This window comes from Pantoea wallisii, assembly GCF_002095485.1.
GTDB lineage: Bacteria > Pseudomonadota > Gammaproteobacteria > Enterobacterales > Enterobacteriaceae > Pantoea > Pantoea wallisii.
Window position 1 is genome coordinate 1 of sequence record NZ_MLFS01000085.1, and the last position, 14,269, is coordinate 14,269.

General features: G+C 58.1%; 15 protein-coding genes and 1 riboswitch. Of the genes, 8 read left to right on the top strand and 7 right to left on the bottom strand.

Translation table 11 applies throughout. The features are described 5' to 3' along the window. Position 1 precedes the first annotated feature (1 nt). Positions 2–1,051: an iron-sulfur cluster carrier protein ApbC gene (apbC, locus tag HA48_RS20450; protein WP_244182913.1), complete on the top strand. Its 1,050-nt coding sequence runs from the start codon at positions 2–4 to the stop codon at positions 1,049–1,051. Positions 1,052–1,055: 4 nt separating this feature from the next. Here the strand turns inward: apbC and HA48_RS20455 are convergent, their stop codons facing one another. Further along, a complete protein-coding gene (locus HA48_RS20455) occupies positions 1,056–1,499 on the bottom strand; it encodes a GNAT family N-acetyltransferase (RefSeq protein ID WP_128602958.1) in 444 nt (147 codons plus the stop codon). A 282-nt stretch (positions 1,500–1,781) separates the two neighbouring features. Here HA48_RS20455 and ahpC point away from each other — a divergent pair, with 282 nt between their 5' ends. Together ahpC and ahpF are read left to right on the top strand one after the other, a co-directional pair. After that, positions 1,782–2,345, top strand: a complete 564-nt coding sequence (gene ahpC / locus HA48_RS20460; RefSeq protein ID WP_010617942.1) for an alkyl hydroperoxide reductase subunit C — start codon at positions 1,782–1,784, stop codon at positions 2,343–2,345. Between the two features lie 71 nt (positions 2,346–2,416). Further along, positions 2,417–3,985, top strand: coding sequence for an alkyl hydroperoxide reductase subunit F (gene ahpF / locus HA48_RS20465; RefSeq protein WP_128602959.1), 1,569 nt, complete (start codon positions 2,417–2,419; stop codon positions 3,983–3,985). A 53-nt stretch (positions 3,986–4,038) separates the two neighbouring features. Here ahpF and HA48_RS20470 read toward each other — a convergent pair whose 3' ends face one another. Next, complete coding sequence (locus HA48_RS20470) at positions 4,039–4,242, bottom strand: hypothetical protein (protein ID WP_425270676.1); 204 nt, start codon at positions 4,240–4,242, stop codon at positions 4,039–4,041. A gap of 317 nt (positions 4,243–4,559) precedes the next feature. After that, a riboswitch (TPP riboswitch) is annotated at positions 4,560–4,656 on the top strand. 33 nt (positions 4,657–4,689) lie between these two features. Between HA48_RS20470 and thiM the strand changes: the two genes are divergently transcribed. Next, the gene (gene thiM, locus HA48_RS20475) at positions 4,690–5,475 is read left to right on the top strand and encodes a hydroxyethylthiazole kinase (RefSeq protein ID WP_128602960.1); all 786 of its coding nucleotides are present in this window, start codon (positions 4,690–4,692) and stop codon (positions 5,473–5,475) included. After that, positions 5,472–6,272 (top strand): bifunctional hydroxymethylpyrimidine kinase/phosphomethylpyrimidine kinase, encoded by an 801-nt coding sequence (gene thiD, locus HA48_RS20480; protein ID WP_128602961.1) that lies wholly within the window; start codon positions 5,472–5,474, stop codon positions 6,270–6,272. The genes thiM and thiD overlap by 4 nt, the downstream gene beginning before the upstream one ends. A gap of 70 nt (positions 6,273–6,342) precedes the next feature. On the opposite strand, the gene HA48_RS20485 is transcribed toward thiD, so the two are convergent. The 5 genes from HA48_RS20485 to HA48_RS20505 form a co-directional block, all read right to left on the bottom strand. Continuing rightward, entirely contained in the window at positions 6,343–7,029 is a 687-nt protein-coding gene (locus HA48_RS20485) for a GntR family transcriptional regulator (protein ID WP_128602962.1), read from the bottom strand. Positions 7,030–7,128: 99 nt separating this feature from the next. Beyond that, entirely contained in the window at positions 7,129–8,589 is a 1,461-nt protein-coding gene (locus HA48_RS20490) for a mannitol dehydrogenase family protein (protein WP_128602963.1), read from the bottom strand. Between the two features lie 50 nt (positions 8,590–8,639). Then, positions 8,640–9,923: an MFS transporter gene (locus HA48_RS20495; protein ID WP_128602964.1), complete on the bottom strand. Its 1,284-nt coding sequence runs from the start codon at positions 9,921–9,923 to the stop codon at positions 8,640–8,642. A gap of 103 nt (positions 9,924–10,026) precedes the next feature. After that, positions 10,027–11,037, bottom strand: coding sequence for a Zn-dependent oxidoreductase (locus HA48_RS20500; RefSeq protein ID WP_128602965.1), 1,011 nt, complete (start codon positions 11,035–11,037; stop codon positions 10,027–10,029). A 168-nt stretch (positions 11,038–11,205) separates the two neighbouring features. Then, positions 11,206–11,748, bottom strand: a complete 543-nt coding sequence (locus tag HA48_RS20505; protein ID WP_128602966.1) for a chorismate mutase — start codon at positions 11,746–11,748, stop codon at positions 11,206–11,208. 193 nt (positions 11,749–11,941) lie between these two features. On the opposite strand from HA48_RS20505, the gene HA48_RS20510 reads away from it, so the two are divergent. From HA48_RS20510 to HA48_RS20520, 3 genes are read left to right on the top strand one after another with little or no spacing between them, the layout of a single operon-like run. Then, complete coding sequence (locus HA48_RS20510) at positions 11,942–12,577, top strand: hypothetical protein (RefSeq protein ID WP_128602967.1); 636 nt, start codon at positions 11,942–11,944, stop codon at positions 12,575–12,577. A 44-nt stretch (positions 12,578–12,621) separates the two neighbouring features. Continuing rightward, on the top strand, positions 12,622–13,437 hold the full coding sequence (locus HA48_RS20515; RefSeq protein WP_128602968.1) for a cytochrome b/b6 domain-containing protein: 816 nt from the start codon (positions 12,622–12,624) through the stop codon (positions 13,435–13,437). Beyond that, positions 13,434–14,207 (top strand): molybdopterin-binding protein, encoded by a 774-nt coding sequence (locus HA48_RS20520; protein WP_128602969.1) that lies wholly within the window; start codon positions 13,434–13,436, stop codon positions 14,205–14,207. The genes HA48_RS20515 and HA48_RS20520 overlap by 4 nt, the downstream gene beginning before the upstream one ends. Positions 14,208–14,269 lie beyond the last annotated feature (62 nt).

Genomic DNA, 14,269 nt, shown 5'->3' on the forward strand with positions numbered 1-14,269 from the left:
GCTGAGTGACTTTGAGCATCCGACGTTGCACCACAATCTGACTACCCTCAAAGCGCTGCGCCACGTGGCACTGCTTGACGAAAAGCTGCATATCGAACTGGTGATGCCTTTTGCCTGGGCGAGCGCGTTCGAGGAGTTAAAGGCGCAGACCAGCGCCGAGCTGCTCCGGTTGACCAACACGCGCGCCATTGACTGGCGGTTGCGTCACGATATCGCCACGCTGAAACGCGTTAAAAACCAGCCCGGTGTGAACGGGGTGAAGAACATCATTGCCGTCAGCTCCGGTAAAGGGGGCGTGGGCAAATCCAGTACCGCCGTCAATATGGCGCTGGCGCTGGTGGCCGAGGGCGCGCGCGTCGGCATCCTGGATGCGGATATCTATGGTCCCTCTGTCCCTAACATGCTCGGCACCGAAAGTCAGCGCCCGACGTCGCCCGACGGCACGCACATGGCCCCGATCATGGCGCACGGCCTTGCCACCAACTCTATCGGCTATCTGGTTACCGACGATAACGCCATGGTGTGGCGCGGGCCCATGGCGAGTAAAGCGCTGATGCAGCTGCTGAATGAAACCCAGTGGCCGGATCTGGATTACCTGATTCTGGATATGCCGCCGGGCACAGGCGATATTCAGCTGACGCTGGCGCAAAACGTGCCGGTGACCGGCGCGCTGGTGGTGACCACGCCGCAGGACATCGCGCTGATCGATGCGCGTAAAGGCATGGTGATGTTTGAGAAGGTCGATGTGCCGGTGCTGGGTATCGTTGAGAACATGAGCATGCATATTTGTAGCCAATGCGGCCATCACGAGCCGATCTTTGGCACCGGTGGCGCGCAAAAGCTGGCGCAGGATTACCACTCTCGTCTGCTGGCGCAGCTGCCGCTGCACATTAATCTGCGTGAGGACCTGGATGACGGCGAGCCAACCGTTATCCGCCGTCCGCAGAGTGAGTTTGCGGCGCTGTATCGTCAGCTGGCAGGGCGCGTGGCCGCCCAGCTTTACTGGCAGGGCGAGGTTATCCCGGGGGAGATCGCGTTCCGCGCGGTGTAAAGCGCTACTTTCCGCTGGCGCGGGCCGTCAGCGGAAAGTGCATCAGCACATATTTACCCTGTTCACCTTCGCCGGTGGCCTCGCGCTGCCAGCCGTGGTGCGCATAAAAAGCCAGGGCCTGCTCGTTCTGCATCAGGCATTTAAGCGCGCCGGTGGAGGTGAAACGCTGCTGTACCGCCTCCAGCAAGGCGCTGCCAACGCCCTGGCCCTGATAGTCAGGGTCGATATAGAGGCTGTGCAGGAAGTTATCGTTATCCAGCACGCCAGCAAAGCCTGCACGATGGCCATCAATCTCCGCAACCAGCACGGTTTCGCCGAGAATCACCGCATCAAAATCCTCCAGCTGCCAGTCGTCACCCTCCAGCCACGTCCAGTTATGGCGGCGCGCGGCGAGAAACAGCGTGCGTAAGAACGGGCGGTCAGCCTCTTCAAAAAGACGAATTTTCACTACCAGACTCCATTGCGAATAAGCGGGCACATTTCGTCGCGGTGCTGTCATAAAACTGTTCAGCACGGATGATTGAATATTTATAAAAAATAGCAGTTGGCGCGTAAAAAGATAAAGCCTGTCAAATCAGCGGTTTTTGTGTGTAGAATGCCGCGGCAAGCCGCAATAACTCTGGCGTCAGCGCTTTGATAGCTTTTGTTTATCTGATTGATAACGTCTGCATATTAGAAGTTGGCCCGAAAATTCTGTAGCCTGCATCACATCTTTTAACGGAGGTCATCAATGTCTATCATCAATACCAAAATCAAACCGTTCAAAAACGCAGCGTTCAAAAACGGCGAATTCATCGACGTAACCGAGAAAGACGTTGAAGGTAAATGGAGTGTTTTCTTCTTCTACCCGGCTGACTTCACCTTTGTTTGCCCGACTGAACTGGGTGACGTGGCAGACCACTACGAAGAGTTCCAGAAACTGGGCGTAGACATCTACTCTGTTTCTACTGACACGCACTTTACCCACAAAGCCTGGCACGGTTCTTCTGACACCATCGCAAAAATTCAGTATGCGATGATCGGCGACCCAACCGGCGCGCTGACCCGCAACTTCGAAATCATGCGTGAAGCGGAAGGCCTGGCTGACCGTGGTACCTTCATCGTTGACCCGGAAGGCATCATTCAGGCAATCGAAATCACTGCTGAAGGCATTGGCCGTGACGCATCTGACCTGCTGCGTAAAGTGAAAGCAGCTCAGTATGTTGCTTCTCACCCAGGTGAAGTTTGCCCGGCTAAATGGAAAGAAGGCGACGCCACTCTGGCTCCATCACTGGACCTGGTTGGTAAAATCTAAGTCACTTCCGGCCCTTCGATCTCTCTTCCATCGGGTGCTGCGGCACCCGATTTTTTTCACAGGAACTCACTATGCTCGACACAAATTTAAAAACCCAGCTCAAGGCTTACCTTGAGAAATTAACAAAACCGGTTGAGTTGATTGCCACACTGGACGATGGCGCGAAATCTGCGGAGATCCGTACTCTGCTTACCGATATCGCCAGCCTGTCTGAGAAAGTCAGCTTCCGTGAAGAGAACGATCGTCCGGCTCGTAAACCCTCCTTCCTGATCACTAACCCTGGCAGCCAGAGCGGCCCGCGTTTTGCCGGCTCGCCAATGGGTCACGAATTTACTTCACTGGTGCTGGCACTGCTGCAGACCGGCGGCCATCCGTCGAAGGAAGCGCAGAGCCTGCTGGACCAGGTTGCCGCGCTGGATAGCGATCTGCACTTTGAAACTTATTATTCGCTCTCATGCCACAACTGCCCGGACGTGGTACAGGCGCTGAACCTGATGGCGATTCTCAACCCGCGCATCAGCCATACTGCGATTGATGGCGGCATGTTCCAGAACGAAATCACCGACCGCAACGTCATGGGCGTGCCGGCGGTCTACCTGAACGGCAAAGAGTTCGGTCAGGGCCGTATGAGCCTGGCAGAGATCGTCGGCAAAGTGGATACCAACGCGGATAAGCGTGCTGCTGAAGAGCTGAACAAGCGTGACGCCTATGAAGTGCTGATCGTCGGCAGCGGCCCGGCGGGCGCCGCAGCGGCCATCTACTCGGCGCGTAAAGGCATCCGTACCGGTCTGATGGGCGAACGTTTCGGTGGCCAGGTGCTGGATACCGTAGATATCGAAAACTACATCTCTGTGCCAAAAACCGAGGGGGCCAAACTGGCCGGTTCGCTGCGTGCGCACGTCGATGACTACGATGTTGATGTGATTGACACCCAGAGCGCCATCAAACTGATTCCGGCGGCGAAAGAGGGCGGTCTGCACGCCATTGAAACCGCCTCAGGCGCCGTACTGAAATCCCGCAGCATCATCATTGCCACCGGCGCGCGCTGGCGCAACATGGGCGTGCCGGGTGAAGAGCAGTACCGCACCAAAGGTGTGACCTACTGCCCGCACTGCGACGGCCCGCTGTTTAAAGGCAAGCGTACGGCGGTGATCGGCGGCGGGAACTCGGGTGTTGAAGCGGCTATCGACCTGGCGGGTATTGTTGAGCACGTAACGCTGCTGGAGTTCGCCAGCGAGATGCGCGCCGACAAAGTGCTGCAGGATAAGCTGCGCAGCCTGAAAAACGTGGATGTGATTCTCAACGCGCAGACTACCGAAGTGAAAGGTGACGGCAGCAAAGTGACCGGTCTGACTTACATTGACCGTAATAACCAGAGCAGTCATGAAATCGCGCTGAGCGGTATCTTCGTGCAGATTGGCCTGCTGCCAAACACCGGCTTCCTTGAAGGGGCGGTGGAGCGTAACCGCATGGGCGAAATCATCATCGATGCCAAATGCGAAACCAGCCTGAAGGGCGTGTTCGCTGCCGGTGACTGCACCACGGTGCCGTATAAGCAGATTATTATCGCCAGCGGCGAGGGTGCCAAAGCGTCACTGAGCGCCTTTGACTACCTGATCCGTACCAAACCGGCTGAATAACCTTTTGCGATAGCCACGCAATAGCCCTGCAACCTGTGTTGCGGGGCTTTTTTTTATCCCAGCCAGCGCCGCGCCTGCTCGTCACTGACGTCGCGGTAGTAGATTTTATGGATACGTGCACCGCAGCGCTGGCAGCATGCGCTGATATGCGTGGAGAGCCGCACTCTGCCGGCCGGGCAGAGTGCGCCTTTGCGGGCGATGCGGATGCGATGCCATCGATGGGCGTGCGGGATAAGGCTGAACAGTTTCAGGGTCATGAGGGTGTTCCGGCGTGAGGGTGCCTGCTATCAAGTCCGGAAGAGGATTAAGCCGGGTTCTGCGGCGCGGCAAATTGACACTAATCAATTAGAGGTGGTTTTCACGGCAGATAAGCGAATTTTACCTGTCCGGATTAAAACTGTGCCAGCGGCGTGGTGCACACGCTTTTCGGCCGATTGATCTGCCACGTTTTTTTGCGTTTTCCACCTCTCTCATATTTTGATCTGCGCCTGGGACGTCCCCTTGCTGACACAACGCGCCATGGCGATTTACAAGCTGGCACGCTGCCATTATGCTGGTGGCGCACGTGTCTCACGTGCATGACTCGGGGTGCCCTTCTTTGTGAAGGCTGAGAAATACCCGTACCACCTGATCTGGATAATGCCAGCGTAGGGAAGTCAGATGCCTGACCGCATTCGCCTTCTTGATCGCCGGTTGGGAGTTTTATGACACAGCCTGACCTTCTCTCCTCCGCGCAGCTCGCGCACTCTCTGCAGCTGTTGCATCAGCAAACGCCGCTGGTGCACTGCATGACCAACGACGTGGTACAGACTTTTACCGCCAACGTTCTGCTGGCGCTGCGCGCCTCGCCGGCCATGGTGATTGATGCGACGGAAGCCGCACAGTTTGCCGGCTTCGCTGATGCGCTGCTGATCAACGTGGGCACTTTAACCTGCGATCGCCGTGACGCCATGCTGGCGGCGGTAGAGGCCGCACGGCTGGCCGGCACACCCTGGACGCTCGATCCGGTGGCGGTTGGCGCGCTGACGCTGCGCAGCGCCTTCTGCCAGCAGCTGCTCAGCCTGCAACCGGCCGCAATTCGCGGTAACGCTTCGGAGATTCTTGCCCTGGCTAACCAGACGGCGGGCGGACGCGGGGTGGATAGCGTGCATCAGGCCGATGCCGCGCTCAGCGCCGCACAGCAGCTGGCGCAGGCGCATCAGACCCTGGTTGCCGTAACCGGCGAAGTGGATTACATCACGGATGGCACGCGAACGCTGGCCGTGGCGGGCGGTAGCCCGCTGATGACGCGTGTTGTGGGCACCGGCTGCGCATTGTCGGCGGTGGTTGCGGCGTTTGCCAGCCTGCCGGGCGATCGCCTGTTGCATGTGGCAGCGGCGTGTCGGGTTATGTCATTGGCCGGTGAGCAGGCGGCGCGTAGCGCGACCGGGCCGGGCAGCTTTGTCGCCGCTTTTCTTGATAACCTCTGGACGCTGGAGGTGGCAGCATGAAGCGCATCAACGCCTTAACCATAGCCGGTACCGATCCCAGCGGCGGCGCGGGCATTCAGGCCGATCTCAAAGCTTTCTCAGCGCTGGGTGCCTACGGTACCAGCGTAATTACCGCGCTGGTGGCGCAAAACACCTGTGGCGTGCAGTCGGTGTATCGCATTGCGCCCGATTTTGTTGGCGCGCAGCTGGATTCGGTGCTGGATGATGTACGTATCGACGCGGCCAAAATCGGCATGCTGGCGGAAACCGCGATTGTTGAAGTGGTAGCAGAAAAGCTGACGCAGGCTCGCCTGCCGTTTGTGGTGCTGGACACGGTGATGATCGCCAAAAGCGGCGATGCGCTGCTGTCACCTGATGCGGTGGTGAGCATTCGCGAGCTGCTGCTGCCGCAGGTGTCGCTGATCACCCCCAACCTGCCGGAAGCTGCGGCGTTACTGGGGCGGGAAATGGCGCAGGATGAAAAAACCATGCTGCAGCAGGGCGATGCGCTGCTCGATCTCGGCTGTGAAGCGGTGCTCATGAAGGGCGGCCACCTGAGTGATGCGGAGAGCCCGGACTGGCTGATCACCCGTGCCGGACGTCAGCGCTTTACGGCGCCGCGCGTCAATACGCGCCATACGCACGGCACCGGCTGCTCGCTCTCCGCCGCGCTGGCGGCGCTGCGCCCGCGGCACGACGATTGGGCAGCGACCATAGAGGAAGCCAAAGCCTGGCTGCAGCAGGCGTTGCTGCACGCGGACTCACTGGAAGTCGGGAAGGGGATCGGGCCGGTGCACCACTTCCATCAATGGTGGTAAGGCGCAGAGGATAAGCGGGGCAGAACTTATCTGCCCTCTCTGCAGGAGGGGGCACTCATGCGCAGCGGTGTTAAGGCCCTTCGAACCATGCGCTGTTGCGCTCGGCGATCGGCGTGATGGTTAAAATCATCTCCTGCAGGTGCCGGCGCATCGCCGCTTCAGCGCCATCGACATCCTTCGCCTTCAGCGCCTGATAGATCTCTTCGTGCTGCTGAATCAAACTCTCTGGCGGGGAGACTTCGCTCAGCGTCAGAAAACGTACGCGGTCCATGGTCGCTTTGATGTTCTCAACCGTCTCCCAGGCCAGCAGGCAATCAATGCCCTCAGCTATCAGGCGGTGAAACTCATCGTCAAGCGTGAGAAAAGCCTGACTGTCATGCCGCTCCGCAGCCAGCCGCTGAAGTTGCAGATTATGCTCCAGCGCCATCAAACCGGCCAGGCCAATCTCCAGCGCGGCGCGGCGGACAACGGCAATCTCCACCGCTTCACGAATAAAACGCCCGTCGGCCACGCGCTGGGCGGAAATTTTACGCACAAAAGTGCCGCGCTGCGGTAATACCTGCACCAGACCCGCTTCTGCCAGCTTGATAAAGGCTTCACGCACCGGCTGGCGCGAAACGTTAAAGCGTGCAGAGACCTCCTTTTCCGAGAGCAAAGAGCCCGGATGGATGGCGCAGGTGACAATATCCTTGCGCAGATAGCGATAAATCTGCTGATTAACGGGTTCGCTGGTGGTTATGGTATAGGCAATCGACATGCAGCAATATCCGTATTACGGCTGGCGTTCGCCAGCCCGATGATAAAGGTTCAGTCTAATCAGCACGCTGCGTCTGCGCTACACATTTGTGTGTGCCGCTCAGCCTTCTGTGACAAGGGCATGAACCGTGGCGCGCGCCCCCTGCGTACGTAGCTGCTGATAGAGTTCGGTAACCCGGGCAACAAATACGCTGTGGTAACGCAGGTCATCACCAAATACGGCCTGCAGGCGCAGTAGCGCCTCGACCCGCTGCGGACCCTCCTCGCTATTGGCGACAATACTTGCCAGCTGCGCCTTCAGCGGATCGCGAATCTCAATCGCCTCTCCCTGCTCATCAACGCCGCTGATGTAGCGCATCCAGCCCGCCACACCCAGCAGCAGATAGTCGCAAGGCGTGCCGTTACGCAGATGCCAGCGCACGCCGTCCAGCAGGCGCTGCGGCAGCTTCTGCGTACCGTCCGTGGCGATTTGATACGTGCGATGTTTGATGGCGCGATTTTCATAGCGGGCAATCAGTGAGTCGGCATACGCCACCAGATCCACCCCCTGCGTGCGCAGCGTCGGAGCCTGATCCTGTAGCATCAGCGCGCGTGCAGCCTGGCGGTAACGGGCGTCGGCCATGCAATCACTGATGTGTTCATAACCGGCGAGAAAGCCCAGGTAAGCCAGAAATGAGTGGCTGCCATTGAGCATGCGCAGCTTCATCTCTTCAAAGGGCAGCACATCACTGACCAGCTCAGCACCGGCGTTTTCCCATGCCGGGCGACCATTGACGAAGTTATCTTCAATCACCCACTGGAAGAAGGGTTCGGCCTCTACCGCCACCGGGTCGTGGCTGCCGAGACGTGCCGTTAGCGTTGCGAAGGCCTCATCGGTCATCGCCGGCACAATGCGATCCACCATGGTGGAAGGGAAGGTGATGTGGGTCTGGATATAATCCGCCAGCGCCGGGCTGCGGCGCTGCGCCAACTGAGTGATGACATTGCGCGTTACGTGGCCGTTCTCCGGCATGTTGTCGCACGACATCACGCTGAAGGGCGGCAGGTCGCGTTCGCGACGGCGCTCAATGGCCGCCAGAATCAGCCCCGGCAGCGAGCGCGGCGTCTGCGGATGCGCCAGGTCATGCACGATATCCGGATGCTCCGGGTTCAGCTGACCGCTCGAGGGCTGGTAGCAGTACCCTTTCTCCGTAACCGTCATGGAGACGATAGCGATAGCCGGCTGGCACATCGCCTCAATCACCGCTTCAACGCCGTCGCTTTTTCCGTGCAGCGCCTGCGTAATAATCCCCACCACGCGCGTGTTCAGCGTGTCGTCGGTCATCTCAGTTACGGTATAGCGTAAATCCTGCTGGCGCAGGGCGGCGATCAGCTCGCCGCTGTTGAGGTTCACCTCACAGTAGCCCCAGTCACTGCCCTGTTCAGCCAGTTTGTCAGCGGCCAGCGCCTGGTGGGCGCGGTGAAAGGCGCCGAAGCCGATGTGTACCATGCGGGTGGTTAACTGCTGGCGATCGTAAGTGGGTTGTTGCACATCGGCGGGGAGGCGATCGGGTTCTAACATGCGGTCTCCTTGAGCAAACGGGGCGCTAAGCGCCCCGGTAATTCAAACGGTTATACTGAAACAGGCTTGTTGCTGGCTTTCGGGCTGCGAATCACAAACAGCACCAGGAACGCACCGATGGCGGCCACGGCACCGGCCAGCACAAAGGCGCTGTCAAACTTGCCGGTATGCTGCACGATGAAACCGGTCACGATAGGGCCAATGATGCCCGACAGGCTGCCAATCAGGTGGATAAAGCCACTGATACTGCCCACGCGGCTTTTGTGTACCACATCCTGAATGATCGCCCAGTAAATGGCACCGGTGATGTAGAGGAAGAAGATGGAGATCGACATCATGATCACCGCCGAATTAACCTCTTTAATGGTGCCGGCCAGGGCAACACAAATTGCTGCAGCCAGCAGCGACACCACCAGAACAATCTTGCGTGACAGCAGTAATTTGCCGGTGATATTGAAAATCTTGTCCGAAATCCAGCCGCCCAGCGCCAGGCCGACAAAGCCGACAATCCACGGAATCATGGTGGTGATACTCATGGATTTAATGTCCAGGCCGTGTGCCTGCACCAGGTAGGCCGGGAACCAGCTCAGGAAGAAGAACAGAATATAGTTGTAGCAGAAGAAGGCGAAAGCCGTGACCAGGATAATGGGCTGGCGCAGGTAGTAACCCATGCCGTGCGCTTTTCCGTCAGCATCGATTACATCTGCCGGCTCTTCATCTTTCAGTTTCTCCACCAGCGCGCGCTCTTCAGGGGAGACGCGTTTGCTGCGGGCCGGATTATCGGCGGCGAAGTAGAACCACAGCGCCATCCACACCAGGCCAATCACGCAGATCACCACGAAGGCCGGACGCCAGCCGAACGACAGCGCCAGGTAGCCGACAATCGGGCCGGCGACAGCGCCACCGAGTGGCGATCCGGCGCTTAGCAGACCCATCGCCGTTGCGGCCTGTTTTTTCGGGAACCAGCCGTTGATGGCTTTGTTGGCCGAGGCGCAGATAGGGCCCTCCGCCATGCCGAACAGCACGCGCAGAATCATCATTGACCAGAAGCCGGTCGCCAGTGCGGTCATGCCGCAGAACAGCGACCACATGCCAACGGCAGTGCCCAGGACGATGGTCGGGCCAAATTTATCGGTGGCTAAGCCGCCGATAAAGTTAAACAGCGCGTAGCCAAAGAAGAAGCTGCCGAAGATCAGGCCAAACTGCTCGGCGTTGATCATCAGATCCTTCTCCACCAGCGGCACGGTAAGAGAGAGGGCAATACGATCGAGGTAGTTGATCATATAAACCAGGAACAGCAGCAGTACGAGGGTCCAGCGCAGATTCTTTAACATAGAAACTCCGACTCATCGTCTCCCCCTTGCGAGAACAGGGGGATGATTATTTATTGGCCGGCGGGTACGTACCGGCATAGGGATACCTGGTGTGGGGCGTAATTTAATCCATTTGCAGAATAACTTTGCAGCAGGTGCGCGGATCTTTTTCAAACAGGGTCATCGCACGCGCGATCTCTGCCAGCGGGAAGTAGTGGGTTACCAGCTTCTCCGGCTGGATCAACCCCTGTTCCATCCAGTCGATCACCTGCGGAAACCGGTTGCTGTTCAGACGTGAAGTGAACAGCGACAGCTCTTTACTGGTTAACGCCTGCTGCGTAATGCTGCAGGGCTCGCCAGAGAAGCCGAGCAGCCCGATGCGTGCCGCCGGCGAGGCGAGGGCAGCGGCTTCGGCCAGAATGGCTGGATGGCAGGCAGCATCAATGATCAGCGTCGGCTGCACGCCCTCCAGCTGCGCCGCCAGCGGGAATTCGCTGTTGTTAAACACGCGATCGGCGCCGTTCTCCTGCGCCAGCGCGAGGCGCTCCGGCAGGCGATCCACCACCAATACCTGCCGCACGCCATAAACGCCTTTCAGTACCTGAATCGCCGTCAGGCCCATCGGGCCGGCGCCGTAGATCAGCGCAATATCATCGGCCTGCGGTTTAAGGAAAGCGGTGATGTTAGCGGCGATGGTGAACGGTTCCACCAAACTGGCGAGTTTATCGGGGATCGTTGCCGGCAAACGGTGAGCGTTTTGCGCCGGCGCCACCGCATATTCACTGAAGCCGCCGTCACGGTGTACGCCAATCACCTGCAGCGTTTTGCACACATTTGGGCGGCCCACGGAGCACGGATAACAGTGACCGCAGCTTACCACCGGATCAACCGCTACGCGTTCGCCGATGCGGCTGGCATCAACATCCGCGCCGACAGCATCGATGACGCCAAAGAATTCATGACCAATCACGCGCGGGTATTGGGCAAACGGATTATGACCGTGCCAGATATGCACGTCTGAACCGCAGATGCTGGCGAAGGTTACGCGTACGCGTACTTCGTCTGGTGCAGGCTGCGGCTGCGGGCGCTCCGCCAGCACCAGTTCACCCGGTTGTTCAATTACGACACTTTTCATCATTTACTCCTTGCTGGCAGGTTCGGTCAGAGCGTTTCTGGCCAGCCTTAACGGGAACGTAATGATGAAAAAATACGCGCACTAATACTACCATACAAGTCGTTGTTGCAGAGTTGTGAAGAGAGTCACAGATACCGTAGTGGCGATCCGCAGGACCGCCATGGCTAATTATTCGTGCGCCAGCGAAACCGCACTCAGCGTGCGCCACAGCAGCTCTTTATCCTGAGGCGAAATGTTGGGTTGCCGGATATCGCGCATAAACGCCGCTTTATCCGTTGCCGTCAGGCGTGAACCCTGTTTCAGCGTCGCAGACACGCTCGCTAAAATGGCGTCGCTGTACTGCCCGATACGCTTTCTCACCTCCTCCAGCGGTCGCGGTTGCCAGTGGCTCTCCGGCGAAGCCAGCCAGTCGGCACGGTAGCGATACTGTATCGCCTTCGCCACATCCATTTGTGCCTGAATAAAGGGCTTAACGGTTTCACCGTCCAATCCTAACTGACGGGCATCGGCAAGGGCTTTTTCCAGCACCCGGCGCTCCTGATTAAGATCTTCAATCGGCTGATGGTGCTGCGCTTTATAGCCCGCAACATCCTTCATGTAAGAGAGCCTGCTGTTGATCAACTCGCCGGGCGCGGGTTGAGCGGGAGACTCTGCCGCCACGGCAGAAACAGTGCACATGGCCAGCGCCAGCGCGGCCGTTCGAAACGTCATTAACATGATAATTTCCCTGATGATGATGAGAGGCGCAGTGCAGTACGCCCGGAAAGAGTGAACGCCAGACACACAGAGTGGCGAATATTTTCTTGTTTTTTAATCTACCAACTAGTAGGTTGTTTTGCCAGTGCCCAATCGGATGCACGCACCTGATGTTTCTGGCTTTGCCCATGTTGAGAGGAAATACGCTATGACAGTTTTATCGAATATCAAACAGGTTTCACTGCTGATCGCCAGCGCGCTGATGGCCACCGCAGGTGCCAGCAGTGCCATGGCCGCCGATATGGCTGCGCAAAAAGTGCAGATTCGCGGCGTTATCCAGTCCGTAAGCGGTGATGAGCTGCATATCCAGTCGCGCGAAGGCGCGGCGCTGAACGTCGGATTAAAGCCTGACGCGATGGTGTCAGCGGTAGCGCAGGCTAAAATCAGCGATATCAAAAAGGGCGATTATGTGGGTATCGCCTCGCTGCCGAAAACCGGTGGCGGTGATGGCGCGCTGGAAGTGCTGATCTTCCCGGCGCAGTTAAAAGGCGCAAACGAGGGCAACTTTAGCTGGGATCTGAAACCTGGCAGCTCCATGACCAACGCCACGGTCGCCAATAGTGTGACGTCGGTAAGCAACAGCGAAGTGACGGTTACTTATCACGGTCATCAAAAGAAAATTGCCATTCCTGCAGGCACGCCGGTCGTTACGCTGGCTGCGGCGACCCGCGATGACATCAAGCCCGGAACTACCGTCTTTGTTCCTGCTGAGAAGAGCGCTGATGGCAAGTTCACCGCGAACACGGTGATTGTCGGTAAAAACGGCGTTGTGCCACCGATGTAATCCGCCACCCGCCAGGTGACGCCTGGCGGGTAAGGGGCTTCGTTATGCAACCTCACAAAACATTTATCCGTCGCCACAGTGTGGTCGTGCGCATCACGCATTGGGTTAATGTCGTCTGTTTTGCGGTACTGCTGATGAGCGGATTGCAGATATTTAATGCGCATCCACGGCTCTACGTCGGCATCTATGGCGCCGACCATGAGCAGCCGGTATTTGCAATCGGCAGCCGTCAGCAGAATCAGGGCTATGTGCAACTCGGGACAGTGCAGCTCAATACCACCGGCGTGCTCGGTGTCTCTCTGCTCGAAGGTTCGTTAACCGCGCGCGCCTTTCCCGGCTGGATGACGCTGCCGTCATGGCAGGACCTTGGTGCAGGGCGTCACTGGCACTTTCTGGCCGCCTGGCTACTGGTGATCAATGGGTTCATCTATCTGCTACACGGTGTGCTGCGTCAGCATTTTCAACGTGACCTGTTGCCCGATCGCCAGCAACTGAAACTCCGTCATCTGTGGCAGGAAATTGTCGATCACGCCCGGCTACGCTTTGCCAAAGGTGATGAAGCTCGCCGCTATAATGCTCTGCAGAAAATCACCTATCTGCTGGTGATCGTGGTGCTGCTGCCGCTGATGTTGCTCACCGGTTTAACCCTCTCTCCGGCGTTAGATGCGGCTTTCCCCTTCTTGCCTGATCTGTTTGGTGGCCGCCCCACGGCGCGGACGCTGCATTTTATTACTGCCACTCTGCTGGTGCTTTTTGTCCTGGTCCATGTGGTGATGGTGCTGGTTTCCGGCCTGTGGAATAACCTGCGTTCCATGATCACCGGCCAATACGCGATTGAGCATGAGGAAGATAAATCATGAAAAGCGACCTGACCCGTCGCCGTCTGCTGCTGGGCGCGCTTTCCGGAGCCGGCGCAGCGCTGTTAAGTGGTTGCGATAGGTTAACGCAAAGCGAAACCGTCGGCGGCTGGCTGAATGAAACGGAAAAACTGACGCGCTTTACGCAGCGCTTGCTGGGGCAGCAGCGGCTGGCACCCGAGTTTAGCGAGGCCGATATCTCGCCGGTGTTCCGCGCTAACGGTACGCAAATGCCGGATTCTGAGGAGTATGCGCGCTTGCTCAGCAATAACTTTCGTGACTGGCGGCTGCGGGTCAGCGGGCTGGTGCAGCAGCCGCTGAGTCTGTCGCTCAGCGATCTGCAGCAATTTCCCAGCCGCACGCAGATTACGCGCCACGATTGCGTTGAGGGCTGGAGTGCCATCGGTAAATGGCAGGGCGTACCGCTCGGGCGGGTACTGGATGCTGCGCGGCTTAAGCCCGGTGCGCGTTATGTGGTTTTTTACTGTGCCGATGAGCTGGAGCAGACGCTGGATGGCAGCGGACGCTACTACGAAAGCATCGACCTGCAGGATGCCTGGCATCCGCAAACGCTGCTGGCTTACCGAATGAATGATCAACCCCTCCCGGTAGCCCACGGCGCGCCATTACGTCTGCGGGTCGAGCGGCAGCTGGGTTACAAGCATGCGAAGTACCTGATGGAGATCAAAGTGGTGGATTCGTTCGCACAGCTTTGGGGCGGGCACGGTGGCTATTGGGAAGATCGCGGCTACGAGTGGTACGGCGGTATATAGCGGAGCGGGGCAGGCAGAAAAGCAAAAAGCAGATGTCTTGCGACATCTGCTTTTCAGAATTT

Bases quoted from the DNA above. Each gene is read 5' to 3' on its own strand.
- ahpC (WP_010617942.1), top strand. From the start codon at position 1,782: ATGTCTATCATCAATACCAAAATCAAACCGTTCAAAAACGCAGCGTTC.
- ahpF (WP_128602959.1), top strand. From the start codon at position 2,417: ATGCTCGACACAAATTTAAAAACCCAGCTCAAGGCTTACCTTGAGAAA.
- HA48_RS20470 (WP_425270676.1), bottom strand. From the start codon at position 4,242: ATGACCCTGAAACTGTTCAGCCTTATCCCGCACGCCCATCGATGGCAT.
- thiM (WP_128602960.1), top strand. From the start codon at position 4,690: ATGACACAGCCTGACCTTCTCTCCTCCGCGCAGCTCGCGCACTCTCTG.
- thiD (WP_128602961.1), top strand. From the start codon at position 5,472: ATGAAGCGCATCAACGCCTTAACCATAGCCGGTACCGATCCCAGCGGC.
- HA48_RS20485 (WP_128602962.1), bottom strand. From the start codon at position 7,029: ATGTCGATTGCCTATACCATAACCACCAGCGAACCCGTTAATCAGCAG.
- HA48_RS20490 (WP_128602963.1), bottom strand. From the start codon at position 8,589: ATGTTAGAACCCGATCGCCTCCCCGCCGATGTGCAACAACCCACTTAC.
- HA48_RS20495 (WP_128602964.1), bottom strand. From the start codon at position 9,923: ATGTTAAAGAATCTGCGCTGGACCCTCGTACTGCTGCTGTTCCTGGTT.
- HA48_RS20500 (WP_128602965.1), bottom strand. From the start codon at position 11,037: ATGAAAAGTGTCGTAATTGAACAACCGGGTGAACTGGTGCTGGCGGAG.
- HA48_RS20505 (WP_128602966.1), bottom strand. From the start codon at position 11,748: ATGACGTTTCGAACGGCCGCGCTGGCGCTGGCCATGTGCACTGTTTCT.
- HA48_RS20510 (WP_128602967.1), top strand. From the start codon at position 11,942: ATGACAGTTTTATCGAATATCAAACAGGTTTCACTGCTGATCGCCAGC.
- HA48_RS20515 (WP_128602968.1), top strand. From the start codon at position 12,622: ATGCAACCTCACAAAACATTTATCCGTCGCCACAGTGTGGTCGTGCGC.
- HA48_RS20520 (WP_128602969.1), top strand. From the start codon at position 13,434: ATGAAAAGCGACCTGACCCGTCGCCGTCTGCTGCTGGGCGCGCTTTCC.